Raw genomic sequence first — 26,239 nt, 5'->3', positions numbered from 1 at the left:
CTTATCAGATTGAGCTGGCATTTTTTTGATTAGATGATTGTCGATGTCTAGGCCATTAAAGAGGGTGCCCTTTATAGCGCTGTTTCAGCATCGTCTCGTTTTGCAATTTTGTGCTGATCTTCATTGCTTCCTAGTTTCCAATAACTTGAAATATAGAGATTTTCTTTGCTAACGGCTTTGTCATTTTTAAAGAAGGCACGCAGCGCTTTCATGCTGCTAAACTCACAAGCCGTCCATACTGAGGGGACGCCCTCTAACCAAGGTAATGCTTTTACTGCGTCAAGTAGAGTGGTTGAGTGTTGGCCTGGGTGAGGGTTTATGATCCACTTTAACTCAATCCCCGCAGGGTGACTAAGTGCTTGAATGTCTTCTTCACTCACCACTTCGATTACCGCATAGCCCTTTGCGTCATCCGGCAATTTAGCAAGATTGACACTAATGGCAGGTAGGGCGGTCATATCTCCGACCAACAATTGCCAATCGGTTGTATGAGTGATCATCTTTTTAGGGCCAGGGCCGCCGATCATAATGGCTTCATTGGTTTGTACGTTTTTCGCCCAAGTCGACGCTGGACCACCATCTTCATGTAGTACAAAGTCGATGTCTATTTCTGTTGGGCGCTGTTGTCGAATCGTATAGGTTCGGACAAATGGTTTCGTTTCTCCTTGAGGAAATATCAATTTAACGTGGCTACTTTCTTGGTCTGCGGGAATGGTGCTAATGTTCTCTCCACCTAGTGTAACGCGTAACATATTAGGTGTGATCAGTGTTTTTCGGGTCACTCTGAGTTCTCTTGGTTGTGGTCTGCTCATTGCTGACTCCTTAGTCATTGGTTTGTTCGAGATTGTGCCGCATTGTGTCGGCGATCTGGATGAATTGGTCGACTTGTTGATCGGTTAGCCCTATGGCCATTTCTTGTGAAATGGTCTTTTCAAAGGTCTGAATGTCATCCAGTAATGTTTTTCCTGAATGAGTCAGGATGAGTAGGCTGCTGCGATGGTTCGTTGGGTGACGCTCCTTGGTGAGATAGCCGCGCTCAACAAGATCGTTAATTACTCTCGTCACTTGAGATTTATCCAAGCACAATTGAGTCGCAACAGCCTTAGCAATGCACCCTTCTTTTTTTAGGCTTTTGAGTAGGCGAATGTGGCCGACTGGCAATTTAATACCTGATTGAATTGCCGTCTCTCTAAGAGTGCTTTTATAGCTGTGAATTAATTTGTGTAGCGATTCGCCTATGGAATCTTGCATGGTAATGTGCACTTGTCTTTTTTTGAGAATGATTATCAAAATACTGCTATGAGTTGATTAAGTCAACTCAGAATCGTCAATAAAATGCGTTTCTCTGAGGACAGACGTTACTTCCTTATTTTTTGGCTTTTTGGGACTCTGTATCAGGTTTGTTTTTAAGGGGTATAAGTGACGAAGTTTCCATGATGTCTTTTTTTCTAATGATGAATGACTACAATGCCTGCAGGCAATTCGAGGTATATCGATGGTATGAAGAAACAGACAGTATATGAAGCGATCACAAGCGCGTTAAGAAAGCGTTTCGATACGGCTTTATGGGCAGCCAAGCAAGCCCATGATGCCGCGACAAATGAAGAAAGTGTGGCAGAAAATAAATACGATACCTTTGGTCTAGAGGCCTCCTATCTTGCCCATGGGCAATCTCAGCGCGTGATCGACTGTGAGAATGACTGGCGCACTTTTGAGAAGAAGGGGTGTGTGCTGTTTGAAGACAGTAGTACCGTCGCTCTATGGGCGTTAGTCGAACTGAGTGCGCTCGAAAAAAATACGTTCCATACTAAATGGTTTTTTATCTCTCCTTGTGCTGGCGGACTCACTGTAGAGCAAAGTCAACAAAGTGTTTTTTTGGTAACACCTTCTAGCCCTGTTGGAAAGGTGTTAATAGGAAAAGAAGAGGGTGACGAGGTGTGTTTGCGTCAGAATGGCCTAGAAGTTGTGTATGAAATAACCAGAGTGTGTTGATGACGCTTATCCGGGTACTTTGTCGCTGACAAATTTGGTTCTGGCTCTAGAGAGTCCGGCGCGGTTCGCATATAATGCTTCGCCTTAAAAGATTCTTTTTTTTGTTCGGTAGACGCAAAATGGTAGTCGACGATGACATAAACACTGGTCGTGCCATCGAAATATCACTTACCCGCTAAACAAAAAAGACATTGTAAGAACACATCACTCTCTCACTGAGACAGTAATAGGAAAAAAATTATGCGCAGCCATTATTGCGGCGAGTTAAATGCTTCTAACATTTCACAAGAAATCACTTTATGTGGTTGGGTTCATCGTCGCCGTGACCACGGTGGTGTTATTTTCTTGGACGTGCGTGACCGTGAAGGCATTACGCAAGTTGTTTTTGACCCAGATCGTGCCGACAGCTTTGCCATTGCCGATAGCGTTCGTAACGAATTTGTTGTGAAGCTAAAAGGTTTGGTTCGCGCTCGCCCTGAAGGGACAGTTAACCCGAATATGAATACGGGTGAGATTGAGGTTTTGGGCACAGAGCTTGAAATTCTTAATGCCTCAAAAACGCCACCATTTCAGCTTGATGAACACCAATCTGTTGGCGAAGATGTGCGTTTGAAAAATCGTTTCATCGATTTACGTCGTCCAGAAATTCAGCAAAAAATGCGTTTCCGTTCAAAAGTAACGTCTGTGTTACGTCGTTATTTGGATGACAATGGCTTCTTGGATATCGAAACTCCTATTTTAACGCGCGCCACACCAGAAGGGGCTCGTGATTATTTGGTACCAAGCAGAACACAACAAGGTAGCTTCTTTGCATTGCCTCAGTCTCCACAGCTATTCAAGCAATTGTTGATGGTGTCTGGTTTTGATCGTTACTACCAAATCGCCAAATGCTTCCGTGACGAAGACCTTCGTGCTGACCGTCAGCCAGAATTCACTCAGGTAGACATCGAAACGTCTTTCATGAGCGAAGAACAAATCATGGCGATGACGGAAGACATGATCGTGAAATTGTTTAAAGAGTTGTTGGATGTGGATTTAGGGACTTTCCCACGCATGCCATACTCTGAAGCGATGGAAACATACGGCAGTGATAAGCCTGATCTACGTATTCCGTTAACGATTGTCTCCGTATCGGATTTGATGGCCGATGTGGACTTTAAGGTCTTTTCTGGCCCAGCCAAAGATCCTAAAGGCCGTGTTGCAGCTCTGAAAGTTCCTGGTGGTAATGCACTGACCCGTAAGCAAATCGATGACTACACTAAGTTTGTCGGTATTTATGGTGCGAAAGGGTTGGCCTACATTAAGGTAAACGACAAGTCTGACCTAGAAGAAGGTTTACAATCACCGATCGTTAAGTTCCTGCCAACCGAAGTGCGCGCGGCTTTACTTGAGCGTCTTGAAGCACAAGATGGGGACTTGATTTTCTTTGGTGCGGATTCCGAGAACGTCGTGAATGAAGCTTTGGGCGCATTGCGTTGCAAGTTGGGCGATGATATGGATCTTTATACTTGCAAATGGGCACCTTTGTGGGTTGTTGATTTCCCAATGTTTGAAGAAACGTCTGATGGCGGCATTACAGCCATTCACCATCCATTTACCGCTCCTTCTTGTTCTCCTGAAGAGCTTAAAGCAAGTCCGTTAACAGCGTTGTCGCAAGCATACGACATGGTCTTGAACGGTACTGAGCTGGGTGGCGGATCTATTCGTATCCACCAATCTTCTATGCAAGAAACCGTATTTGAATTACTAAAAATCAGCAAAGAAGAGCAAGATGAAAAATTTGGCTTCTTGTTGGATGCATTGAAATTTGGTGCGCCACCACACGGCGGTTTGGCGTTTGGTCTAGACCGTCTGGTAATGTTGATGACTGGCTCCAGCTCTATTCGTGACGTTATTGCGTTCCCGAAAACGCAAAGCGCCACTTGCTTATTAACTCAAGCGCCTGGTGAAGTAAGTGAGAAGCAACTCAAAGAGCTCAATATTCGCGTCAGAAAGCCTGTTGTTGAAGGTTAGTTCTTTTTATTGAGCATAAAAGTTCTAGACTAAATATGTTTGATTTTTATAAAAACCTCTGGTGATCTTGGTTGCCAGAGGTTTTTTTATTCTTGTATGTTTAGATATCAAATATTCGTGTAACCTTGGCTAGTGCTAAGAGATTGAAAAATATCCGTAAAACTAACAGTGTAAAGACGTTTTTTTGAATTTATCGATTGCATACTTTGTAAAGGGCTGTTGGAATATACAGTAATGATAAACTGATATGGGTCTGGTTTTGAAAGACACAAGAATATTAGCGATTGACCCTGGTTCACGTATTACCGGCTTTGGCATCATTGACGTTATCAACGGGAAGTCCATTTACGTGACGAGCGGTTGCATTCGTTTACCAGATAATGAGTTATCCGTTAGGTTAAAAAATATCTTCAATAGCGTGTGCTCCTTGCTGGAAGAGTACCAGCCAAAGGAGTTTGCGATTGAAGAAGTGTTCTTGGCAAAAAACGCCAACTCGGCATTAAAGCTAGGACAAGCAAGAGGGGCAGCCATTGTAGCGGCTTCTTTGCAGGAATTATTTGTTCATGAATATGCCGCACGGCGAGTGAAACAGTCGGTGGTGGGAAACGGGAACGCTGAAAAAAGCCAAGTGCAGGCGATGGTACAGTTGCTGTTGTCACTGCCTTCTCCGCCACAAGCCGATGCGGCTGATGCCTTGGCCATTGCTTTGTGTCATGCCAATACTCGTACATCGGGGGGCATAGAGTTCGGCGTAGGTAAGCGCGCTGGGCGCACATCGAAAAGATGGTCTGAATTGGATATAAGGAAATCTGTGTGATCGGACGTATTGTTGGGACATTGGTGGAGAAAACTCCACCAGAGCTATTGGTTGATGTGAATGGTGTGGGGTATGAAATAAGTGCCTCCATGACAACCATTTATGACTTGCCTCCGATTGGCGAAAAGGTTGTCTTGTTTACGCATTTTCAAGTAAAAGAAGACTCACAGACCTTGTACGGATTTATTGATAAAGCAGAACGGGCACTGTTTCGTGTATTAATCAAAGTAAATGGCATTGGGCCCAAAATGGCTCTGGCTGTACTCTCTAGCATGTCATCCGAAGAATTGATTGCAAATGTACAAGAATCGGATGTGACGGCTCTGACTCGCATTCCAGGAGTGGGTAAAAAAACGGCTGAGCGTTTGATTATTGAATTAAGAGATAAATTAGGCCAAGCCGCGAAGGCAGACTTGTTTTCAGCGCCTGCTGTCCTTAAACAAGTACAAGCGGATCCAAGACAAGAGGCAGAAGCGGCGCTGATTGCGCTTGGTTATAAACCGCAAGAGGCAGCGAAGGCAATTGCCAACATCCCAGTGGATGGTGCCAGCAGCGAAGACGTTATCAAAGCGGCTCTTAAAGCCATGTTAAGGTAATATAAATGATAGAAACTGATCGTATTATTTCAGCTGAACTGAAAGGCAACGATCGACAGATTGATCGAGCCATTCGCCCGCAATCCTTGTCAGATTACATCGGGCAGCCTGTGGTGCGTGAGCAAATGGAGATTTTTATTCAAGCTGCCCGCCAACGCCAAGAGCCCCTTGATCACTCGCTGATTTTTGGGCCGCCAGGTCTTGGCAAAACGACTTTGGCAAATATCATTGCCAATGAAATGGGCGCGGAAATTCGCACTACTTCGGGCCCAGTATTAGAGCGGGCTGGAGATTTAGCTGCGTTACTGACGAATTTGAACGAAGGAGATGTGCTGTTTATTGATGAGATTCATCGACTCAGCCCAGCCATAGAAGAAGTCTTGTATCCAGCGATGGAAGACTACCAGTTAGACATTATGATTGGTGAAGGACCGGCCGCTCGATCAATAAAAATCGAACTTCCGCCGTTTACGCTTGTCGGAGCTACTACACGGGCTGGGTTATTAACATCACCGTTGCGAGATCGTTTTGGGATTGTGCAGCGTCTTGAGTTTTATGATGTTGAATCATTGACCACGATCGTAGCCCGTTCTGCCAATAAAATGAACATGAATTTGGATCAGGCAGGAAGCTTCGAGGTGGCGAGACGTTCTCGTGGCACACCGCGTATTGCCAATCGTTTGCTGCGTCGAGTTCGCGATGTGGCACAGGTCAGTGGGGCGAGTGTTGTTACGCAAGAAATAGCTCAGCGGGCGTTGGATATGTTAAGCGTTGATAGTCAGGGCTTTGACCACTTGGATAGACGTATGTTATTGACTATGATAGAAAAGTTTGACGGACGTCCAGTAGGCTTGGACAGTGTGTCAGCTGCGTTAGGTGAGGATAAAGATACAATTGAAGATGTCATTGAACCTTTTTTAATACAACAAGGTTTTGTAATACGAACGCCACGTGGGCGCCAAGTAACGAAGCGCGCTTACGAACATTTTAATTATCAATTACCGTCGGATTTTAAATAGAGGTTAAGAATGTCAATTTTGGGGTTAATCGCCAGTGCCAGTTTAGTCGTGCAAATTGTTATGTTGCTCTTGCTGGTTGCATCTGTCTTATCTTGGGTGGTTATTTTTCAACGCGCCTTTGTACTAAAGCAAGCCAAAAAAGTTCGTAATGCATTTGAAGACCAATTTTGGTCTGGTATTGATTTAAGTAAGCTGTATAAAAAGCTCAATCAAGAGGGCAGACGTGTCGAAGGGGTTGAAAATATCTTTATTGCAGGTATTAAAGAGTTTACTCGGCTGCGTCAAAGTCAACACGTTGACCCCGATGCGGTGATGGAAGGTGTGCAGCGCTCAATGCGTGTGGCATTGTACCGTGAAGAAGAGAAATTGGACAAACACTTAGGGTTTTTGGCAACGGTTGGCTCAACCAGCCCTTATGTTGGTTTGTTTGGTACCGTTTGGGGGATTATGCATTCATTTATCGGACTGGCAGATGTTCAGCAGGCGACCCTTGCTACGGTCGCACCGGGTATTGCTGAAGCATTGATTGCGACGGCGATCGGTCTATTTGCAGCGATTCCAGCGGTCATTGCCTATAACCGCTTTTCAGCTGCTTCTGAGTCTCTAGCCGCAGGGTACGATAATTTTTCTGATGAATTTAGCAGTATCTTGCATCGCAAACTTCATGTCAGAGAGGGAGGCGTAGCATAGTGGCTCGCTCCAATAGAAGACAAAAGCGCCGTCGCCCAATGGCGGAAATAAACGTTGTACCCTACATCGATGTTATGTTGGTGCTGCTGGTCATTTTTATGATTACGGCCCCGATGATTACTCAAGGCGTCGATGTTGAATTGCCCAAAGCAAGTGCCGCAGCCATTCAAGAGGATTCAAAAGATGTTTTAATTGCCTCTGTGGACAGCAAAGGACAGTTCTATTTGGATGTAGGTGGCAAGCAGCAATCTATCACATTGGATGCGCTTAAAGCACGTGTGCGAAAAGTGCTAAGTCAAAATCCAGGTACTCCAGTGATGGTTCGAGGGGATAAAAATGTTTCCTATGGTGCGATTATTGGTTTGATGGTTGCCTTACAGGGAGCAGGTGTGCCGAATGTTGGTCTTGTAACGGATCCGGATAATACTTGATGAGTTTTTTTAAGAAAGACGGGTACGGTGTACCAATCGTATTAGCGGTTGGCTTGCATCTGGCTATTCTTTTAATAGGCGTGCTGACGATTAATTTTAATGATGACTCGTTACCCACGCCAAAGCGTCCGCCGATTGTGCATGCCACTGTGGTTGATATTTCTAAAACCATTATCGGTAAGCGCGAAGCGGAAAAGAAAAAAGAAGCCGAGCAGCAAGCTGAGCTAGCCAAACAGAAAGAGTTGGCCGCTAAGAAAAAAGCCCAAGAGCTGGCTGAGCGTAAAGCCTTTGAAGCCCAGAAAAAACAATTAGCTCAGGCCAAACAAGCACAAGAAATGGCGGTCCGTAAGGCAGAAGCGGCAGCAAAAGCCAAAGAAGAGGCCGCCGCCGCTCAGAAGAAAAAAGAGCAAGAAATTGCCAGGCAGAAACAGTTAGCGGATCAAAGAGCCAAGGAAAAAGCTGCGGAAGAGAAAAAGCGTCTCGAAGAAGCTAAGAAAAAAGCCCAAGCTGAAGAAGAGGCAAAACGGCAGCAAGAGATTGAGCGTCAAAAACAGGAGATTGCTCGAAAAGCAGAGCAAGAGCGTTTAGCTCAAGAGGCAGCAAGACAGGCAGAAGCCAAGGCCGAGGCGGAAAAGAAAGCGGCTCAAGAGGCACAGTTGGTTCAGTCCATTAGTGGCTTAATTAATAATCGTATTGCGCAAGCTTGGATTAGACCGCCCAACGCGCGTAATAATATGAAGACAAAACTTCAAATTTCTTTCTTACCGACGGGTGAGGTGCAAAATGTACAAGTCGTTGAAAGTAGTGGGGATGCCTTGTTTGATCAGCGCGCAGTGAATGCGGCTAGAAACATGGGTGTTATTCGAGAGTTATCGAAAGTGGATCCATATGTTTTTGAGAGAAACTTTCGTAACGTTGTGATCATTTTTAATCCACAGGACTTAAGAAACTAATGATGTTAAGAAAATGGTGTTTAGTATTATTGACGTGCTTGCTCTTTACGAGTGCTGCTAGGGCACAGCTTGTCATTGAAGTGACAAGTGGTGCGGATAAACTCTTACCAATTGCCATTGTCCCGTTTGGTTATAATGGTACGGATCCATTGCCACAAGATGTGGCGCAAATCGTTCAGGATGATTTGGTGAGAAGTGGCTTATTTAAGGCGATTCCTCGCTCCAGTATGTTGAGTCAGCCCAGCAAATTGTCGGATGTTTATTATCGTGATTGGCGTTTACTAAAAGCGGATTATGTATTAATAGGTTCCATTAAAAACATTAGTGGAGATCGTTATCGTGTTGGCTTTCAGTTGCTCAACGTGCTGACTCAAAAGCCTGCGGATGACTACACTACTATTGATGTGACAAAAAATCATCTGCGTGATGCAGCTCACTATATTAGTGATGCGGTCTTTAAAAAGTTAACGGGTATTCGTGGGGATTTTAGTACTCGTATTCTTTATGTGACTGAACAGAATGCGGAAAGCAAACATCCCCTCTATAAATTGCAAGTAGCGGATGCCGACGGATATCGCCCTCAAGTGATTGTTGAGTCCGATGAGCCGATTCTCTCGCCCGCTTGGAGTCGCAATGGACGAGATATTGCTTATGTTATGTTCAAGAACATGCGTCCAAGAATTTTTATTCAAGAGTTAGCGACGGGAAAAAGAAAGCAGATAATGAGCTTTAAAGGATTGAATGGCTCTCCCGCTTTTTCTCCCGACGGTAAAAAGCTGGCTTTAGTGCTATCGAAAGACGGTAATGCAGAAATCTATACATTAGATTTAGCGACGCAAAAATTAGAGCGTATGACCCATAATTACGCCATTGATACCGAGCCTGCATGGGGGCCTAAGGGCAATAGCATTTATTTTACGTCGGATCGAGGTGGCAATCCGCAGATTTATCGCCTAGATATTAAAACTAAAAAAGTCGAACGTATTACTTTTGAAGGAGACAGTAATTACCGAGCGCGTTTAACGCCCGATGGTCGTTTCCTCGTCTGTATTGAGAAGGTCGGAGGGGATTTTCATATCGCGGTGCAAGATCTTAAGACGGGACGCGTTAAAATTTTGACACATACTGACTTAGATGAATCGCCAACTATATCACCTAATGGTACTATGGTAATGTATGCAACTACCGAAAATGGTAAGGAAATACTGGCAGTCGTATCTGTTGATGGGCTTGTTAAATATAAATTGCCCTCAACTGATGGTGAAGTACGTGAACCAGCATGGTCTCCGTACTTCAATTAAAATAACTGGAAGGAGTGAATAATGAGTGTAAACAAACTTGGAAAGTTTGCAGTAGTTGGTTTGTCTGCAGCATGGCTTGCTGGTTGTAGTACGACTGGTGCAAATACAGATGCGTCTACAGCAACCACTGCAACAAACGAAGGTACTGCGACCACTGAACAAGCCGCTCCCGCGGATACTGATAAAAGTGCAACTTACGCTGCAAACCAGGATAATTCAGTAACAAGTGTTGTCGATAATCAACAAGACAAAGCGAAAACTAGTAAATCCATGCTGGATGGTGTGGCAACTGTTTTTTACTTTAGCTTCGACAAATCCATTGTGCGTCCTGATGCGCAAAAAGCACTTCAAATACATGCTAAGTATTTGATTGCTAATCCTGAGGAACATGTCATCTTAGAAGGTAATACCGATGAGCGTGGTACTCGCGAATACAACATGGCGCTAGGTGAGCGTCGTGCTAAAGCAGTAGCTCGTTACTTAGAGATCCAAGGCGTACCTGCTTCTCAAATTGAAACAGTCAGCTTTGGTGAAGAGGTGCCAGTTGCTTTCGGTCATGACGAAAAATCTTGGCAGTTAAACCGTCGAGTTGATCTTCGTTACGAAAAATGATCGTGAATAGTTTAACTTTTCGCTCCTTTGCGGTGGTGCTGCTATTAGCAGCACCACTTGCAATGGCTGATGGGCAGAATCAAACGAATTTGTCGGTAAATGCTGCGACGCAGTTATTAACTCAGCTTGACCAGCTTCAGAGTCAAGTGAGAGATCTGACTGGTCAACTAGAGGATCAACAGCATCAAATTGATCAAATGAAGTCTCAGCAACGTGATCGCTATGTGGATCTTGATCAACGTGTTTCTATGCTTATGGCAAAATTAGCACAGCAACAGACTGTACCAGCTGCTACGGCTGCGACACCAGGTTCTGTTCCGGCAGCGACACCATCTGCTACGCCAGCGGCTGCTCCTAGTAACACGCAATCAGCGTCAGATACCGACAACGAACCGACAAATATCGCCGATATGAGTTCGCAAACTAATGGTGCGTCCGCATCAGATGTGAAGCTTGCTCCGATTGCCCTTAAGCCAGTTACCCCTGAAGCTAAGCAAGCCTATAACAATGCTTATCAGTTGATTAGAGAACGACAGTTTGAAACAGCAGAAGTGTCTTTCACGGAGTTTGTAAAAGACTTTCCTGATAACCAACTGACAGGAAATGGATATTATTGGCTTGGTGAATTAAAACTTGTTTTGGGTAAACCAAAAGAAGCAATTGATCAGTTCAATATCGTCATTAACAAATTTCCTGGTCATAATAAAGTGCCGGATGCTCTCTATAAGTTAGGTATTGTTAATGATCAATTAGGGAATACTGACAAATCAAAATCCTATTTGCAGGAAGTGATTCGACGTTTTCCTGATAGTAAAGCGGCAAAGCTAGCGACAAGCTATCTGACGAAGCTTAACTAAAATAGCTTGCAATCCTCAACGGGCTCTGTATTATACGCAACCCGTTGGGTCGTTAGCTCAGTTGGTAGAGCAGTTGACTTTTAATCAATTGGTCACTGGTTCGAATCCAGTACGACCCACCAACTTTCTTTTTATATACCTCATGTGATTTTTGGGTCGTTAGCTCAGTTGGTAGAGCAGTTGACTTTTAATCAATTGGTCACTGGTTCGAATCCAGTACGACCCACCAGAATCACACGCTCTTACGTACCTACCTGAAGAGGTGTTGTATGACTGAACTTCTTGATAAAGTTGCTTTGCGTGCCACCGTCCAACAGCACCTCTCTGCTGCTGAAAATACGCTTAAAATGTCATCTGTGGACAATGAGCAGATCCGTGCAGAAATTAAATCCCTGTTAAAAGCAAAAAATGCTGTCTTGGTTGCTCACTATTACACAGACGATGCGATACAGGAATTAGCAGAAGAAACCGGTGGTGTCATCGCCGACTCTCTTGAGATGGCGCGCTTCGGAGCAAATCACCCTGCGGATACCTTGGTTGTTGCAGGTGTCAAATTTATGGGCGAAACATCAAAAATCCTCAGCCCAGAAAAAACCGTCTTGATGCCAACATTGGAAGCCACTTGCTCTTTGGATATTGGTTGTCCTATCGAGGAGTTTTCCGCGTTTTGTGATCAGCACCCTGATCGTACTGTTGTGGTGTATGCCAACACATCTGCGGCGGTCAAAGCACGTGCCGATTGGGTCGTAACATCAAGCATTGCATTAGATGTAGTTGAGCACCTAACAGAGCAGGGCGAAAAAATCATTTGGGCACCAGACCAGCATCTTGGTGGTTACATTCAGCGTGAAACTGGTGCCGACATGATCTTATGGGACGGTGCTTGTATTGTTCATGAAGAATTTAAAGCCAAAGGTATTCTTGACCTTAAGGCGGTTTATCCCGATGCTGCAGTGCTCGTCCACCCAGAATCTCCCGAGTCTGTCGTTGAAATTGCCGATGTGGTTGGCTCAACGTCACAATTACTCAACGCTTCTAAATCCATGAGTAATGACACCTTCATTGTGGCAACGGACCGTGGCATTTTTTATAAAATGAAACAAGCGTCTCCCGAGAAGCGTTTTGTTGAAGCGCCTACTGGCGGCTCTGGGGCGACTTGTCGCAGCTGTGCGCATTGCCCTTGGATGGCTTTAAACTCTCTTGAGATGTTGCGAAATGCCCTGAGAGACGGAACCGGGGAGATACATGTGGATGAAGAAACGCGCGTTAAAGCCTTGATTCCGTTGCAAAGAATGCTCGATTTTCAAGTGAAATAGTAGCAACCGTTATTGAATGACTCTACTATCCAGAAAGCCAAGTCTTGTACTTGGCTTTTTCGTTTGTATGGCTTTTCATCGATGGTTTCGTTAAATAGCGCTAGACCTAAAAAGCACTTATATGATATTCATTATCATTAAGATATTTGTGATTAAGAACATTGATTGTATTTTCGGTTGGAATACCACTGCTTATGACTAACAATATTATTACTTTTATGCGAAATCGTGTGTCTCAGCCTAGCTTGGAAGCTCCCGCACCGAGCAAAACCGAGTGGGAGACAATAATAGATGCTGCCTGTCGCGCTCCTGACCACGGCGCAATTAAACCATGGCGCTTTCGTATTTACGAAGGAGCAGGGCTGGACAAACTAGGACAGGTCTACTGGCAACACGCCAAAAGTGAAGTGCATGACTTAACCGAAGACAAAGAAGCGGCTTTTGTGAAAAAGGCCCATCGCGCCCCTGCGATTCTTTTGGTTTATGCTCATATCGAACAACATCCAAAAGTGCCAGCAATAGAGCAGATTATGGCGACATCAGCGGCAGCTCAACAAGCCATACTTGGCCTAAATGCCTTAGGTTATGGCGCTATGTGGCGAAGCGGCCCTGCCTGCTTCACGCAAAAAACCAAAGACCTGCTCAACTTACAAGAGACTGATCAAATTGTGGGCCTAATCTACGTTGGAACACCTACTTCAACACCGAAGATTCCAGAAGAGACAGACTTTGCCTCATGTCTAGAATGGGTGACGGAATAAATTATCCTTACAACGGGACTTTTTATAAAAAAGAGTTGCAATTCAATAACTTCACCATTAAGATACGCGCACAAATTACGCAGAGCGTGATTTAAAAAGTTTTGGTGAGCTGTCCGAGTGGCCGAAGGAGCACGCCTGGAAAGCGTGTATGTCGAAAGGCATCAAGAGTTCGAATCTCTTGCTCACCGCCATTATCCCTCTAGAATCATGGGTTACAGAGTGTTTCTAGAAATTGTACATCAAAAAGTACATCAATAGAAAACCAGTTAGACTAGCGTCTAGCTGGTTTTTTTCCTTTCATTTCTAGCCATGCATCTTCGATTAAAATTTCGAGCATTTCATTTTTCTTTCTTCGATTACTTTTAGCCAGCTCATCTAGACAGTCAACCAAATCTTCGGCTAATTGAAAGTTACAAGCCTTCTTTCCATTGTTTGCATCCCGATTTTTCTTGGTGCTCCAGGCGGCCTTAGCCTTGCGAAATCGCAATTCAAAGTCTTCGAGCGACTTTGAATTACAATACAGTTTAATGATGCTCAAGAGTAGGGTGTATTTGCTGTCATTAATCGCTTCCGGTGGAGTGGCTATCCCTGAGAATAATCGCCGCAATAGCCACGAAATATTGTTATTTGTTTGATCTATACTTTCTGATACCAGCTCTTTTGCGAAAAAATTAAATGGTACGTGAATTCGATTGAACAGCTCCTCTCCTTGCAAAATTGCCTCGTCTGCCAATTCAGGGCCTAATTGTAGTAGTGCTTTTTTAAGTATCTGACATCCAGATTTATGATCGGCAAATGTTGAAACTTTAATATTAAGATTATCTAGCGACATGTTTAGCAACTCAGTCTGATCTAAGGTTAAAAGAGAGTCGCTTTTCATCCGTTTTCTAATCAAGGGGGTACTTAGATATGCAGCGATGCAGTTAAGAGTGTATGTGCTCTTAGTTGTTAGGCTGGGACTAAGATCTTGAGATTACTTATGTTGATGATTTAGATTTTCTCTTCGATTTATATGATCCTTTGATTGGTTAGTAAAGATGTTGATTAGATACTAAGTTATCCTTAGTATCTGATCAACATCTTTACTAAGAAAATCTTAGTCTCAATTTTTAGAGTTGAGACTAATCATGAATGTGTTCACGAAGAGACTTAAGGAAGCCCGGACTAGAATGGGGTTGTCTCAAAAGCAATTGGGAATTCAGGCAGGTTTAGATCCATCTGTAGCCAGTCCAAGGATGAATCAGTATGAAAAAGGTACTCATTTACCAGATATCAACACGACCAAAAAGATAAGCGAGGTATTGGGAGTGCCAGTAGCTTATTTGTATTGTGAAGATGATGATTTGGCGGAGGTAATTGAGGGTTACAGTAGGTTGTCAGAATGTGATAAACAAACTATTAAATCTTTGCTGAACTAGTGGCGATTCATGTTGGAGAAAAGATGAAAGTATCTGAAGCAGTTCTGATTGCGTTTCTTAGTGGCGTATTCTCTTTGAGTGGAAATTACTATTTCCATGAGTTGGATAAAAAAGAATCATTGATAAAAAAACGAAAAGAGATAATCGAAAAAGCGGGCTATTTGCTAGGGTCTTCCCCAAAAGGGGTAATGGATTACACAACTTCTATTATACAAGCGAAAGTTACTACTTGGGGGATAGATGAGTGTGCAAAGCGAGGAGTCAACTGTTCATTTGATGAATTTAATGACAGTATTCAGCGTTCTTCAAGTAGCTTTTTCGAACTTAATGCTAAGTTTGAAGAGTTAAGAGCTGCAATTAAGGCTAATTTCTGTAAAGCCTCTAGTGCAGAGGTTGATTCCTTATCCGAAGGTGGAATGTGGTGGACCGGTGCAAAAGAGACTCAGCGGAAAGATCTTATGAATATCCTTTTAAAAGAAATTAACTGTTAGATATTAGCTTGACAGTGAGAAAGGGTATCTAGTTCTGCACACTAGACTATTAGTGGTGGCGCTGGAAAGCTTATCATTATGGAGTATAGTAATAAGAACAAGGAGATAAAAAGGAAGCGATAGTGTCAAATACCGATTTAGTACGAGCTAGTAGAGATGGAGACCAGTTTCATTATATTTGGGCTGCTCGTCGGTGTTTGTTGTTACTTTCTCCAACAGCAGAGTTAAGGGCTGTCACCATTGAAGGCCCTTCGCTAAGGGAAGGGACAGAGCAAATTAAAGATGGGGAAGAACTGGTTGATGTTGGTGAGTACTTCGGTAGCGAGCATATAGAACAAGCTTCCCGAATCCGCTATGTTCAGATTAAGCATTCTACTCATCAAGAAGATGAGCATTGGCCCCCAAGCGGTTTAGAAAAAACCATAAAAGGCTTTGCCAAGCGTTATAAAAAGCTTATCCAAGATTACCCTACCGTTAACTTTCGTGAAAAGCTCGAATTCGTTTTTCTAACCAATCGCCCAATCCATACGGAGTTTGTTCAAGCGGTAAAGGATGCAGCGTTAGGTAAGTCAATTATAGATAGGGTTAACCATAAGAAACTTGAAGGCTACACAGGTCTTAGTGGTCAAGCGTTGACAGAATTCTGTCAACTACTGGTTTTAGAGGAAGAGCAAGACGGTTTATGGAATGAAGCGCTGAGTTTGGTTCAAGACTTAAACAATTATCTGCCGGATTCTGATGCAAATGTGCCAACGGCGTTAAAAGAGCTTGTTACCGGAAAGGCTACTTCGAAGGGAGCTGATAATCCTTCGATTACGAAAATAGATGTTCTTAGAGCGCTAAAAACGACTGAGGACAGTTTGTTTCCAGCACCATGTTTAATAAAGCAAGTAGATAACCTGATTGCTCGTAACCAAGAACAAAATTTATTTGAGCAGATAAAAAGTGCCGAAGGCGTTCCTATCATTATTCATGCGGATGGTGGAGTAGGGAAGTCTGCGTTTGCCATACGGATTCTTTCTCAATTGGCTGATGGTGAGAATGATGGGATCTTGTACGACTGCTTTGGTGACGGACAATATCGCAGTGCCAGTGGTTACCGTCATCGGCATCGAGATGCACTGATTCAGATTGCCAATGAATTAGCAGCAAAAGGTTTGTGTCATCCTCTAATACCAACGCCTCATGCGGATTCTTCTGCTTATATGCGGGCGTTTCTTTATCGTATTCAGCAAAGTATTACTGGCTTACGCAGCAATAACGCTAAGACATTGCTCTATTTAGTCATTGATGCAGCAGATAACGCGCAAATGGCTGCAATGGAAGTAGGGAGCCATCATGCATTTGTTCGAGACTTGATTCGTGAACAAATGCCAAATGGTGTTCGCTTAATCTTTTTATGTCGTAGCCATCGGCAAGAACATTTGTCTCCACCACCGCAAACCTTGGCTTTGCCTTTATTGCCATTTGAGCAAGAAGAAACACAGCGTTATTTAAAACAGACCTTTCCTGATGTTCGTATACAGGATGTCAGTGAATTTCATCGACTTAGCTCCCAGAATCCACGGGTACAAGCGTTAGCCATAGCGCAACAGCTAAGCTTGCCGAAAATGCTACGTTGGCTTGGCCCAACTCCCTCGACGGTAGAAGATACAATAGCTAGTTTACTTAAATCTTCTGTTGAAAAACTACGTGATGAAGCTGTGGGAAATATAGAGAAGGAGCAAATTGACAGCCTTTGCGCTGCGTTAGCTGCCTTGCGTCCCCTAATCCCTATACCAGTATTGTCATTAGTGTCTGGTGTCGATGACTCAGCAATAAAAAGCTTTGTTTATGATCTTAAACGCCCTCTATTTATTGCTGGTGACCGAATACGCTTTTTGGACGAACCAACTGAAACGTGGTTTAGAGAACACTTTAAACCCACTAAAGAAAAATTAGCGCAATTTATTGCAACGCTTATTGCTATTGCCCCCAGCAGTGCCTATATCGCAGCAACCTTGCCGCAATTAATGCTAGAAGCTGGAATGTTGACAGAATTGATTGAGCTTGCCTTATCGTCCCAAGCTCTTCCTGATACCAGTCCGATTGAAAAGCGGGATATTGAACTACAGCGATTGGATTTTGCCTTTAAAGCCTGTTTGCGAGAAAAGCGCTATACCGATGCCACGAAGCTGGCACTTAAAGCAGGCGGTGAAAGTGCAGGGGATAAAAGGCAAAGAACGGTATTACAGAAAAATACTGATCTTGTCTCCTGTTTATTGAGTAGCGAGAAGCTGGAAGAGCTGGTGGCACAACGTGCCTTTAGTACTTCATGGATGGGCGGACACTATGCTTATGAATCATCAATGCTATCGGGTAATAGTGATTTACTAGGTGAAGCTCGTTCCAAATTGCGTATGGCTTATGAGTGGCTCAGAAATTGGAGTAGGTTGCCAGAAGATAAAAAAGATAAGGAAAGGGTTAGTAGAAAGGATATTGCTAATGTAATCTGGGCGGTTCTGAATATTAATGGAGTTAACTCATGCGCTGTTGCGTTGAGGGAATGGAGACCTAAGTCTTTATCTTATGATGTGGGGCGGGTACTTGCCCAAAGGCTAATAGATCAAGGACGTTATAAAAAGCTAGAGGCTTTGTCCATCGCAGCGGGAAATAATATTTACCTTGTGTTGGCGATTAATCAAGAGCTTAGAGAAGTTCATAAGGCCATCCCCCAAAAGGCAGTGGAACGCTGTTACAAATTCGTCAATCGTGTTCATCTTAAGTTAGGTAATCAACTTGATTCTACTGATTATCAAGGTTTGCAAGCCATTACTGCGTTAGTGGAGTCTGCCTGTATCCACTCTATTACAGATAACCAGAATCTAGCAGATTTACTCACGCGTTATCTCCCAAAAACGCCACCACAAAGTTTGTCGTCGCGTTATGGAGCCACGGCAAGTAAATCCGTGTTGCTATGGGCTTATGTGCTTAGAGGTTGTTTACGGAATCGGCCTATTGAATTAATGGATCTAGCCTCTAGTGAAATAAAAAAAGAGCTTCAATCAAACAAGAACGGTTATTCTCATGTAGAGGGTGTTCGCCGCCTTAAAGAAAATATTGGAGCGCTGTTACCTTGGTATCAGCTATGGGGAAAAGTGTTTGTTGGTAGCATTAGTGAACACGAATACTCTCAAGAGCTAAGTACCACTAAAGGTCTATCCGGTCAAGCCACTGCACAGGTCTACGGTCATGATAAGGTACTGATTAACAATGAAATTGTCCTCGTCTGGTTTACGAGCTTGTTATCTTTACCCAAGGTCAGCAAATCCCATTGGTGGGCCTTTTATGGCTATGCAACAGAAGAGACAGAAAGTTTACTAACGCCGACTTCGACATACCTCTCCCGAATAGCCTCTCGCAGAGAAGGACTACAAGAATACGGTTTAGAGTTTGCCAGCGCCTCTTTTGAGCGCATCAATGCAATAAGAGAAGATGCCGACACGCAAATTAACCAATACATCGAATTATCACGGGCGGTATTGGCGTTAAGCCAGTCTGAGGCAAAGGCTTACTTTGATCAGGCGATTCAAGTGGCTAGTAAAGTAGGGGATGAAAACCTTGATCGTTGGAACGCTTTGCTAACCTTAGCGAATCATCCTAAAGAAAAAAAACAACCTCAACCAGAGACGGCATATAGACTAGCTCGTTGTGCGGAGCTTACTCATGAATATCTAGGGCGTTCTGAAGATTTGGGTTGGGATGATACCGTCAAAGCGATAACTACTTTATGCCCCAATTCCTCTTTAACCATTGTTAGCCGCTGGCGAGATCGAGATTTTGGTTATCATCAAAGCATCCTGCCTGTCGTGGTGCTGAATTTTCTGGAGCAACGCGCTCTAGCGCCAAAACCTGCATTGGCGTTGCTGTGTATTCGGGCAAATTGGAATATTCCTCAGTTACTGTCGTATTACCTTGCGAATGAAGCCGATCAACAAGAAAAGCAAAGAGTAACTGAGTATGTGTTCCGCTACTTCTCATTGGAAAAGCAAAGCTGGAAAGATTGGCAAGCATTTCAAGCCTTATTGCAGAAGTATAAGCTAACTATTGATGCCTTCTCCCAATGCATGGAAAACAACACGCCGCAACAGATAGATCAAAAACATGATGACCATAATTATTTGACAACGGGACGCTCTTCCGAAGAAGAAAAAGATTGGGCGGATATATTTTCAGAGGTGGATTTATACCAAGCGGATGGTGTGCGAAAGGCTTATAAGAAGTTTCGAGATGGAGAACCACCTTATTACAGTGAGCAGTTTTTTAACGAAGCTTGCCGTCGTGTTGGTGTGGGCAAGGAAGTAGACTTTATTAACGCTATAAGTGATGCAAATTGTTTTGATTTTTACGAAATTAGAGATCTTTTAGGATATTTTCCCGAAAAATGGAAAAAGCGTTTAGCGATCAAGCCCGCCTTAGCCAATATGATCAAAAAACTTTGTCGCCGATCTTTCTCCAGATTTAGCTTAAATCAATATTACCAATCCCTACCGATGCAGCTAGTATTTGAGCTCGCAGGCTTAACTCAAGAAGACTTAATTGATCAAGTCTTGCTAGGCATCGCAGAAGCAATCGAAGCGCTAGAAGAAAATCAATATTTCAAATGGGCAAGCTTTCTAGTCAGCAAACTGGATAGAGAGCAGTCCATTGAGGCTCTGAATTTTGGCTTGGATTTACTTGAAGGCGTATTAGATGAAAAAGATGGTGATGGCCCTTGGTCTACCGAGCTTATGCCTCCTGCTGATATAAACACAGTATTAGCAGGTTACCTATGGAGCTGTTTGGCAGCGCCTCAAGCAAGCCTTCGCTGGGAAGCTGCTCATACGGTACGGACATTAGCCTACTTCAAAGAGAAAGCTGTCTTACCTCAAATTGTGACAATGGATGGTCATACCACTGCATCGGTATTTGCCGATGCTAGTTTGCCTTTTTACCACTTACATGCTCGCCTTTGGTTACTGATTGCGTTAGCTCGTTCAGCCCAAGAATCCCCTGTGCAAGTGGCTTGCTATCAAGATTATCTGCTACAGAACACTTTCTCTGATGAGCCTCATGTATTAATACAAGCATTCGCTAAACAAGCACTATTAGAGTTAGTGAAACAAGAATGTCTTGTGCTACCAGAAGAAACATACCAGCGTTTATTACAGGTAAATATTTCCCCTTTCCCTATTATTGAATCTGAAAAAAGGATTCGTTCTTCGAGGTCTCCTAAGCATGTTGTTAATGAAAGTACAGAAGAAAAGCAATTCTATTTCGGCATTGATATGGGGCCTTATTGGTTTGAGCCGTTAGCAAGGTGCTTTGGTGTCACTCAGCAATATATTGAAAAGGAAGCCGCTCAAGTCATTATGGATGAGTGGGGGATTCAAGGTAATGCGCGAGGTGATAACGACCCTCGTTACACTAAGAATGTTTATAAATGGCAAAACACACAGCATTCAAAAAGTTTCTCACCGAAAACGGACGATTTACTTTTTTACCTTTCATACCATGCCATGATGGTAGTCGCAGGGAAATTGTTAACCCAGATTTCTGTATATAAAGATATCTATAGTGAAAGGCAAACGGATCAATTTTCCCTTTGGCTCAGGGAGCATAATCTTTATCGCCATAATGGCCATTGGTTGGCTGATCGTCGTGACCCCAATCCATTTGCTAAATCTGCATGGCAAAATGCGCCTGATTTCAAAGAATGGCACTTGAATCTCAATAAAACAGATTTTGAGAGAGCTTTAATCATTGAAACGGGATGTTTAAATCTATGGGGGCAGTTGACTCAAGTTAACAATGAATGGACTGAGGAAAGTAAGAGTAGAAAGGAATCTATCAATATATGTAGTGCTTTAGTGTCGCCTAGTAATTCTCATGCATTACTAAGAGCCCTGCAAAGTACTATTAGTCCCCATGATTATCGTATTCCGTCAGCGGAAGATGACGAAGACTTCCAGCTAGATATTGATGGTTTCAAATTGCAGGGCTGGATTTCCCATAGACACATTGGTTGCAGGCTTGATGAAAAAGACCCTTGGCGAGGAGAGATCCAATATCCAGCCCCTGAATTTGCTTCTTATATTTGTGAATTAATGCAGCTCAGCTCTGATACTGAGAAGCGAAATTGGTTTACCAAAGCGGAAGAAGAAGTGGCTTGGTCTTATATATGGGGTCAGTTAAACGAATACGATCGTGATACCGAGCTGGATCATGGCTCATTGCTACAAGTCTCCTATCCCTTTGTTATCCAGCTATTACAACGACTTAATATGGATCTCATCGTAGAAGTTGAGATTGATCGCTCTGTGCAATATTTTAATAATGAAAGGAGAGATAATTATGGCTTCCGCGCCATTCCCCCCAACACCAAACTTTTCCTTATCCGAACCGACGGTCGAATCGTTACAGTGTGAGGCGCTATTAGAGCTGGGCAAGAAGCTGACCCAAGAGCTCGATTTAGATGAATCCGTTGATACATTAGGGCGCTGGATGGCCCATTACATCGCGGAGCTAATACAAGACGCAGAACAAGCCATTGCAGAAGAGCGTATTGAGAAAAGACGACTTTGCGCTGAAGCCATATTCTCTCTTTGGAAACACCGAGCAGGTCTAGCAGAGTATTCAGCGCCGTTAAGCGAATTTCGCCCATTGCTGGAATTCTTGCGTGACCTAAACCCGAAAAGTAACAGACCTTGCTACTCCAACCCCTCAGAAAAAATCTTCAAAGAACATCAACTAGACGGCTCTCAGACAGAGTGTCTACAGTTTATAGAGTCTATAGATACCACCGCTAAGATTCTTATCCGACATGCTTTAATGTGTGCTTCGACATCCGCCGCCGTTGGTTCCGAAGAATGGCTCAGCCTGATAGAAAAAGCAGGCTTAGAAGACGACCCAGAAACCCTATTAGCAAAACTTATGTATGGAGAAACCGACACCCACTTTGGCGCACTCTCGGATAAAGAAAAATATCAAAAATTGGAAGAGCGTATTAAGCAGCTAGAAGCCTTTGCTAAGACGGCGCAATCCTTCGCTGCGGAGTGGCGTGAACATTTAGCTGGTGCTGAGGCACAAGATTTAAAGGAAAATGAAGTGCCTAAATAGCTTATAGCATGATCGGTTTTTGGTGCTAAAAAAGGTAAAGAGCCAAACTCCATTTGGCTCTTTACCTAACGACAAGCTATTGAAATTTTCTTAGTTGGATATATATTAAGTAAAGATTAAATTTAATTAATGATTTATAAATCAATCGCTTAGGCTAGATCTTTCCTTCGATCTGCCAGTGCCATACACGTCCCATTCGGACCGCCATTATCAAGAAACCCCGATTAGATTGGCGTCTAGTCGGGGTTTTTTATGTCTGATATTTTGCTTTGTGGAATAGAGCGTTTAAAAGCCAAGACAGTTAGTCTTGGCTTTTAAATTTCATGGAAATAGAGTTAACGCAGTGGCGGATGTTTTTTTCAGTAAGATGCTCTCCTTCAAACACATGGCCAAGGTGACCACCGCAGTTAGCGCAGACGATTTCGGTGCGGCGTCCGTCTCTATCGGGGATGCGCTCTACAGCGCCTTCTATCTCATCATCAAAACTAGGCCAGCCACAGTGGGAAATAAATTTATGCTCTGAGGTGTAAAGTGGCGCTTCGCACTGGCGACAAACGTATAAGCCTGCTGCCATGGTGTCCGTGTATTCGCCAGTAAAAGGGCGTTCTGTGCCTTTATCTAAAATGACGCTGGCTTCTTCTGGCGTTAGTTCGTTGTAAGGGTTGCTCATGTAACTCTCTCTTCTTGTTTTCGTTTCTTTAACGCTCTAATGACGTAGGGATCGAGTAGATGATTAATAAACGTTGTTGCCCGAATTATGGCACGTCTTCACTCAAAAAATTATGACAATACTATGGACGAATAGTTCCCTTTAAACGTGGTAACGTTCTGTCGGTTCGATGGAGGATCAGCTTGTCATGGTAAGTTGTCTCGTCAGAGCGATTTGTGACGAGGGGGTTGTCATTGGTTTGTTATATAGGCATGTTTTACTGATTGCTTTGTTATTCACCGAGCATCGCCTGTTCTTTTGCTGAGTGTTACTGAATAGTCTTATTGCTTCCTAAAAATCACGACTCTCTTTCATCAATAGATGACATCATGTTGATAAAGCGGTTTGTTGATCGGGGCTTGTAAGACCCTTTATGCCTTGGGAATCAAAAGTTATAACTGTTAAGGTTCCTGTAAGCTTTGACCTTTATCATGAAGGGTAAATGTGAACTGGCGTTGTTTAGCGAGCCCTATTTTCTGCCCGAAAAGGAGGGTAAGCCATGGTGAATATGACGCCTTTTATAGGCAATGAGAGAGGAAAGCAGATGAACAAATTAAGTGTCATTATCATTACTTACAACGAACAAAAACGAATTGGACGGCTTTTAGAGGATCTGAATAATCAGGTATTCAAAGACTTTGAAGTAATTATTGTCGATTCGAACAGTGAGGATGACACGTTATTGGTCGCTGCCCAGTATGAAACTTGCTTTAATGAATTCAGAGTCCACAAAATGGAGAAAAGAGGGGTAAGCCTTGGCCGTAATGTGGGGGCGAATTTGGCGAAATATGAGCGTATTTTATTTTTAGATGCCGATGTCCGCTTGCATGAGCGTTTTTTATCTAAAGCGGTTAATAAATTAAATAAATCAAAACTGGAAATCGCCGGGGTATATATGGGGGCAAGCAGATTAGGGCTGCCCACAAAGCTGAGTTATGGCATGTTTAATGTTGGTATTTATCTCACCCAGTTCTTTTTTCCTACCGCCATTGGGGCTTGTATCTTTTCTACGAAACGTCTTCATCGTGAGTTAGGTGGTTTTAATGAGAGAATTCATTTGTGTGAAGACTGTGATTATGTGAATCGAGCCAGTAAGACTTGGCGCTTTCGAATGCTAGCGATGACCTTTCAGTTTGACCCACGCCGCTTAAAGCAAGACGGTACTTTCAAAACGGGGTATTTGTATATTAAGGCGAATGTCAGACGCTTTTTTATTGGCGAAATGTACAATAATGAAATTGAGTACGAGTTTGGTCACTACCATGAGAACAACTAAGTCGTGATTAAGGAGTTAAGTCTCGCACTTGGCACCTTTGCTGATTCGTTTATTGGCATCAATATTTTTGTACCAGGAGAGCCTTTTTACCTTGCGGCTGGTTACCAGCTTTACCACCAGAATGTGTTTGCTGTGTTCATGGCATTACTCGGCGGCTGGCTGGGTGATCAGTTAAGTTATTGGGTTGGCTTTCGATACGGACAAAGAGCACAACGGTTTTTGTGTCGTTTACGGCCTAAACTCAGGCGTAAGGTTGCTTTGTGTCGAGTGGTGATGGATAAAAAGGGGAATTGGGCCATTCTTTTTGCGCGTGTGCTAGGCCCCGTTGCTTGGTTTATGCCTTTTCTTGCTGGCAATATGCGTGTCAGTTGGTGGCGCTTTACTGTGCTGTCTACGACAGGTCTATTGCTTGGAGGAGGGCAGTTTATCGTTTTGGGTTATATCCTGTCTGCTCAGCTGATTCATTCTTCTTGGTTTTCTGCCTTGGATGTGTTCCATCATTAAGCAATTTCTTTGTGTCCGTTCCGGTTCTTGGTTGACTGTTTCTGTTTGCGTTTCTTGCGTGCTCATGTCTTAACTTAATGGCTTTATCGGATTATACTGATACTGTTTTTATATACAGTATTGCTGTTTGCTTGTTAAAAAGTGTGGGATGTAATGAATGGTAGTGTGAATTTTGTCGCCATTCGTCGGCAATTCAATTTTCGTGGAATAGAAATGGGGCGTTGGGTCACGCCAGCGGAACGTGATAGAGCAGCAGTGAATTTTTATCAAGCTTTGTGTGATTTGATGTCTGCTTTGCAAGGGCCTGAACCGCTTATTTCATTGCGTGGTACCTTGGGCTTGCAATACGGGAAAGGCGGTCGGCCAGGCGTTGCCGCGCATTATGTGCCTACAACAAGGCAGTTGTCTTTGGCGAAAAATGCGGGGGCCGGCAGTTTGGCCCATGAATGGTTTCATGCGTTCGATCATTATATCGGTGAGAAGATGTTTGCCACGGCCAGCAATATGGCGTTTGCCTCCAGTCATTGGCTGGAAAATCATATTATGCACCCGCATCGTTTAAATGCATTACTGGCGGACTGTTTTAAGGCGATCATGCTCAGTGAATCTGGCGGCGAGCCTAGCGAGTTGTTTCGTTGCTCACAATTGGTGGATGAAAAGCTGAAGGTGTTCTATTACGCCAAACCTGAAGAAATGTGTGCGAGAGCCTTTGAAGCTTTTATTGAGGATGTTCAGCCGAAAAGTGCTTTTTTGGTGAAAGGTAGCCGCTATTCTGATGAGGCCAAATTGGGATTGTATCCCAGAGCAGAACAGCGACAACGCATTAATAGTGCTTTTCAAACCTACTTTTTTACATTAGGTAGGGCGTTACACCATGAGCTAGAGACTACTTAATGTTGAATCATGAGCAGCAATCTAAAGAAGTTTGTCTAAATCAGTGAAGACTACGGGGCGTCCTTCTGGTGTGATAGAGGCTGTGGTCATTTGCGATTCCAGCATGAGAGTGTCGTCTTTGCGGTAAATGTTTTGTCGAAACAAAATCTTAAAACGAGAGAGTCGTTCCGTTTTCGTCGTAACATAAAAGTGATCGCCACTTTTTAGCGAGCGTTTGTAGTGTGTTTCGGCTTTTATGAGCACAAGGTGAATACCTTGTGCAGTGATTTCGGCAAAGTCCAACCCTCGACTTTTGATAAATTGATGACGGGCGTGTTCTAGGTAGTTTTGATAAACCGCATTATTAACAATGCCTTGCATATCACATTCATAGTCTCTGACGTCAAAAAAGAGTTTATGATCCTGTGAATGAGTTGTTTCCATTAGAGCTATCCTATTATTTCAGGGTTGTA

The 26,239-nt window shown here is 43.4% G+C and carries 25 protein-coding genes and 3 tRNA genes; 23 read left to right on the top strand and 5 right to left on the bottom strand.

Features of this window, described 5'->3' with window-relative positions; translation table 11 throughout:
- Positions 1-71: 71 nt before the first annotated feature.
- Positions 72-812: a siderophore-interacting protein gene (locus JHD45_RS06960; RefSeq protein WP_199475793.1), complete on the bottom strand. Its 741-nt coding sequence runs from the start codon at positions 810-812 to the stop codon at positions 72-74.
- Between the two features lie 10 nt (positions 813-822).
- A complete protein-coding gene (locus JHD45_RS06955) occupies positions 823-1,251 on the bottom strand; it encodes a MarR family winged helix-turn-helix transcriptional regulator (protein ID WP_199475792.1) in 429 nt (142 codons plus the stop codon).
- A 249-nt stretch (positions 1,252-1,500) separates the two neighbouring features.
- On the opposite strand from JHD45_RS06955, the gene JHD45_RS06950 reads away from it, so the two are divergent.
- The 16 genes from JHD45_RS06950 (at position 1,501) to JHD45_RS06875 (ending at position 13,549) form a co-directional block, all read left to right on the top strand.
- Positions 1,501-1,992 (top strand): GreA/GreB family elongation factor, encoded by a 492-nt coding sequence (locus JHD45_RS06950; protein ID WP_199475791.1) that lies wholly within the window; start codon positions 1,501-1,503, stop codon positions 1,990-1,992.
- A 240-nt stretch (positions 1,993-2,232) separates the two neighbouring features.
- On the top strand, positions 2,233-4,005 hold the full coding sequence (gene aspS / locus JHD45_RS06945) for an aspartate--tRNA ligase (RefSeq protein ID WP_199475790.1): 1,773 nt from the start codon (positions 2,233-2,235) through the stop codon (positions 4,003-4,005).
- A gap of 259 nt (positions 4,006-4,264) precedes the next feature.
- Positions 4,265-4,822: a crossover junction endodeoxyribonuclease RuvC gene (gene ruvC / locus JHD45_RS06940; protein WP_233407663.1), complete on the top strand. Its 558-nt coding sequence runs from the start codon at positions 4,265-4,267 to the stop codon at positions 4,820-4,822.
- A complete protein-coding gene (gene ruvA / locus JHD45_RS06935) occupies positions 4,819-5,418 on the top strand; it encodes a Holliday junction branch migration protein RuvA (RefSeq protein WP_199475788.1) in 600 nt (199 codons plus the stop codon). The genes ruvC and ruvA overlap by 4 nt, the downstream gene beginning before the upstream one ends.
- A gap of 5 nt (positions 5,419-5,423) precedes the next feature.
- On the top strand, positions 5,424-6,437 hold the full coding sequence (gene ruvB / locus JHD45_RS06930) for a Holliday junction branch migration DNA helicase RuvB (protein WP_199475787.1): 1,014 nt from the start codon (positions 5,424-5,426) through the stop codon (positions 6,435-6,437).
- A gap of 9 nt (positions 6,438-6,446) precedes the next feature.
- Positions 6,447-7,127: a protein TolQ gene (gene tolQ, locus JHD45_RS06925; protein ID WP_199475786.1), complete on the top strand. Its 681-nt coding sequence runs from the start codon at positions 6,447-6,449 to the stop codon at positions 7,125-7,127.
- Positions 7,127-7,558, top strand: coding sequence for a protein TolR (tolR, locus tag JHD45_RS06920; protein ID WP_199475785.1), 432 nt, complete (start codon positions 7,127-7,129; stop codon positions 7,556-7,558). Before tolQ ends, tolR begins: the two co-directional genes overlap by 1 nt.
- Positions 7,558-8,511: a cell envelope integrity protein TolA gene (locus JHD45_RS06915; protein ID WP_199475784.1), complete on the top strand. Its 954-nt coding sequence runs from the start codon at positions 7,558-7,560 to the stop codon at positions 8,509-8,511. Before tolR ends, JHD45_RS06915 begins: the two co-directional genes overlap by 1 nt.
- Positions 8,511-9,812: a Tol-Pal system beta propeller repeat protein TolB gene (gene tolB, locus JHD45_RS06910; RefSeq protein ID WP_199475783.1), complete on the top strand. Its 1,302-nt coding sequence runs from the start codon at positions 8,511-8,513 to the stop codon at positions 9,810-9,812. The genes JHD45_RS06915 and tolB overlap by 1 nt, the downstream gene beginning before the upstream one ends.
- A 21-nt stretch (positions 9,813-9,833) precedes the next feature.
- The gene (gene pal, locus JHD45_RS06905) at positions 9,834-10,424 is read left to right on the top strand and encodes a peptidoglycan-associated lipoprotein Pal (RefSeq protein WP_199475782.1); all 591 of its coding nucleotides are present in this window, start codon (positions 9,834-9,836) and stop codon (positions 10,422-10,424) included.
- Entirely contained in the window at positions 10,421-11,281 is an 861-nt protein-coding gene (gene ybgF, locus JHD45_RS06900) for a tol-pal system protein YbgF (protein ID WP_199475781.1), read from the top strand. The genes pal and ybgF overlap by 4 nt, the downstream gene beginning before the upstream one ends.
- 46 nt (positions 11,282-11,327) lie before the next feature.
- Positions 11,328-11,403, top strand: a tRNA-Lys gene (locus JHD45_RS06895).
- A 31-nt stretch (positions 11,404-11,434) separates the two neighbouring features.
- Positions 11,435-11,510: transfer RNA gene (locus JHD45_RS06890), tRNA-Lys, on the top strand.
- Between the two features lie 40 nt (positions 11,511-11,550).
- A complete protein-coding gene (nadA, locus tag JHD45_RS06885) occupies positions 11,551-12,597 on the top strand; it encodes a quinolinate synthase NadA (protein ID WP_199475780.1) in 1,047 nt (348 codons plus the stop codon).
- Positions 12,598-12,791: 194 nt separating this feature from the next.
- Positions 12,792-13,358 (top strand): nitroreductase family protein, encoded by a 567-nt coding sequence (locus tag JHD45_RS06880; protein ID WP_199475779.1) that lies wholly within the window; start codon positions 12,792-12,794, stop codon positions 13,356-13,358.
- Between the two features lie 103 nt (positions 13,359-13,461).
- Positions 13,462-13,549 (top strand) — tRNA-Ser (locus JHD45_RS06875).
- A gap of 80 nt (positions 13,550-13,629) precedes the next feature.
- On the opposite strand, the gene JHD45_RS06870 is transcribed toward JHD45_RS06875, so the two are convergent.
- On the bottom strand, positions 13,630-14,238 hold the full coding sequence (locus JHD45_RS06870; RefSeq protein WP_199475778.1) for a hypothetical protein: 609 nt from the start codon (positions 14,236-14,238) through the stop codon (positions 13,630-13,632).
- Between the two features lie 247 nt (positions 14,239-14,485).
- Between JHD45_RS06870 and JHD45_RS06865 the strand changes: the two genes are divergently transcribed.
- From JHD45_RS06865 to avs3b, 4 genes are all read left to right on the top strand, one after another.
- Positions 14,486-14,776, top strand: coding sequence for a helix-turn-helix domain-containing protein (locus tag JHD45_RS06865; RefSeq protein WP_199475777.1), 291 nt, complete (start codon positions 14,486-14,488; stop codon positions 14,774-14,776).
- Positions 14,777-14,799: 23 nt separating this feature from the next.
- Positions 14,800-15,267, top strand: coding sequence for a hypothetical protein (locus tag JHD45_RS06860; protein WP_199475776.1), 468 nt, complete (start codon positions 14,800-14,802; stop codon positions 15,265-15,267).
- Between the two features lie 122 nt (positions 15,268-15,389).
- A complete protein-coding gene (locus JHD45_RS06855; protein ID WP_199475775.1) occupies positions 15,390-21,713 on the top strand; it encodes an NACHT domain-containing protein in 6,324 nt (2,107 codons plus the stop codon).
- Positions 21,640-22,404 (top strand): AVAST type 3 anti-phage proein Avs3b, encoded by a 765-nt coding sequence (gene avs3b / locus JHD45_RS06850; RefSeq protein WP_199475774.1) that lies wholly within the window; start codon positions 21,640-21,642, stop codon positions 22,402-22,404. Before JHD45_RS06855 ends, avs3b begins: the two co-directional genes overlap by 74 nt.
- A gap of 301 nt (positions 22,405-22,705) precedes the next feature.
- On the opposite strand, the gene JHD45_RS06845 is transcribed toward avs3b, so the two are convergent.
- Positions 22,706-23,074 (bottom strand): methionine-R-sulfoxide reductase, encoded by a 369-nt coding sequence (locus tag JHD45_RS06845; protein WP_199475773.1) that lies wholly within the window; start codon positions 23,072-23,074, stop codon positions 22,706-22,708.
- 583 nt (positions 23,075-23,657) lie between these two features.
- Between JHD45_RS06845 and JHD45_RS06840 the strand changes: the two genes are divergently transcribed.
- From JHD45_RS06840 to JHD45_RS06830, 3 genes are all read left to right on the top strand, one after another.
- The gene (locus JHD45_RS06840; RefSeq protein WP_199475772.1) at positions 23,658-24,389 is read left to right on the top strand and encodes a glycosyltransferase family 2 protein; all 732 of its coding nucleotides are present in this window, start codon (positions 23,658-23,660) and stop codon (positions 24,387-24,389) included.
- A 3-nt stretch (positions 24,390-24,392) separates the two neighbouring features.
- The gene (locus JHD45_RS06835; protein ID WP_199475771.1) at positions 24,393-24,893 is read left to right on the top strand and encodes a DedA family protein; all 501 of its coding nucleotides are present in this window, start codon (positions 24,393-24,395) and stop codon (positions 24,891-24,893) included.
- Between the two features lie 153 nt (positions 24,894-25,046).
- Positions 25,047-25,787 (top strand): CLCA_X family protein, encoded by a 741-nt coding sequence (locus tag JHD45_RS06830; RefSeq protein WP_199475770.1) that lies wholly within the window; start codon positions 25,047-25,049, stop codon positions 25,785-25,787.
- A gap of 21 nt (positions 25,788-25,808) precedes the next feature.
- Here the strand turns inward: JHD45_RS06830 and JHD45_RS06825 are convergent, their stop codons facing one another.
- A complete protein-coding gene (locus tag JHD45_RS06825) occupies positions 25,809-26,210 on the bottom strand; it encodes an acyl-CoA thioesterase (protein ID WP_199475769.1) in 402 nt (133 codons plus the stop codon).
- Positions 26,211-26,239: the final 29 nt, after the last annotated feature.

Source organism: Marinomonas spartinae (genome assembly GCF_016461715.1).
In the GTDB taxonomy this organism is placed as follows: domain Bacteria; phylum Pseudomonadota; class Gammaproteobacteria; order Pseudomonadales; family Marinomonadaceae; genus Marinomonas; species Marinomonas spartinae_A.
This window is presented reverse-complemented; position numbering and strand designations above follow the sequence as displayed.

Bases quoted from the DNA above. Each gene is read 5' to 3' on its own strand.
- JHD45_RS06865 (WP_199475777.1), top strand. From the start codon at position 14,486: ATGAATGTGTTCACGAAGAGACTTAAGGAAGCCCGGACTAGAATGGGG.
- JHD45_RS06915 (WP_199475784.1), top strand. From the start codon at position 7,558: ATGAGTTTTTTTAAGAAAGACGGGTACGGTGTACCAATCGTATTAGCG.
- JHD45_RS06950 (WP_199475791.1), top strand. From the start codon at position 1,501: ATGAAGAAACAGACAGTATATGAAGCGATCACAAGCGCGTTAAGAAAG.
- pal (WP_199475782.1), top strand. From the start codon at position 9,834: ATGAGTGTAAACAAACTTGGAAAGTTTGCAGTAGTTGGTTTGTCTGCA.
- JHD45_RS06860 (WP_199475776.1), top strand. From the start codon at position 14,800: ATGAAAGTATCTGAAGCAGTTCTGATTGCGTTTCTTAGTGGCGTATTC.
- tolQ (WP_199475786.1), top strand. From the start codon at position 6,447: ATGTCAATTTTGGGGTTAATCGCCAGTGCCAGTTTAGTCGTGCAAATT.
- ybgF (WP_199475781.1), top strand. From the start codon at position 10,421: ATGATCGTGAATAGTTTAACTTTTCGCTCCTTTGCGGTGGTGCTGCTA.
- JHD45_RS06845 (WP_199475773.1), bottom strand. From the start codon at position 23,074: ATGAGCAACCCTTACAACGAACTAACGCCAGAAGAAGCCAGCGTCATT.
- JHD45_RS06870 (WP_199475778.1), bottom strand. From the start codon at position 14,238: ATGAAAAGCGACTCTCTTTTAACCTTAGATCAGACTGAGTTGCTAAAC.
- ruvB (WP_199475787.1), top strand. From the start codon at position 5,424: ATGATAGAAACTGATCGTATTATTTCAGCTGAACTGAAAGGCAACGAT.
- tolB (WP_199475783.1), top strand. From the start codon at position 8,511: ATGATGTTAAGAAAATGGTGTTTAGTATTATTGACGTGCTTGCTCTTT.
- JHD45_RS06830 (WP_199475770.1), top strand. From the start codon at position 25,047: ATGAATGGTAGTGTGAATTTTGTCGCCATTCGTCGGCAATTCAATTTT.
- JHD45_RS06880 (WP_199475779.1), top strand. From the start codon at position 12,792: ATGACTAACAATATTATTACTTTTATGCGAAATCGTGTGTCTCAGCCT.
- JHD45_RS06840 (WP_199475772.1), top strand. From the start codon at position 23,658: ATGAACAAATTAAGTGTCATTATCATTACTTACAACGAACAAAAACGA.
- nadA (WP_199475780.1), top strand. From the start codon at position 11,551: ATGACTGAACTTCTTGATAAAGTTGCTTTGCGTGCCACCGTCCAACAG.
- JHD45_RS06955 (WP_199475792.1), bottom strand. From the start codon at position 1,251: ATGCAAGATTCCATAGGCGAATCGCTACACAAATTAATTCACAGCTAT.
- avs3b (WP_199475774.1), top strand. From the start codon at position 21,640: ATGGCTTCCGCGCCATTCCCCCCAACACCAAACTTTTCCTTATCCGAA.
- aspS (WP_199475790.1), top strand. From the start codon at position 2,233: ATGCGCAGCCATTATTGCGGCGAGTTAAATGCTTCTAACATTTCACAA.
- JHD45_RS06825 (WP_199475769.1), bottom strand. From the start codon at position 26,210: ATGGAAACAACTCATTCACAGGATCATAAACTCTTTTTTGACGTCAGA.
- JHD45_RS06960 (WP_199475793.1), bottom strand. From the start codon at position 812: ATGAGCAGACCACAACCAAGAGAACTCAGAGTGACCCGAAAAACACTG.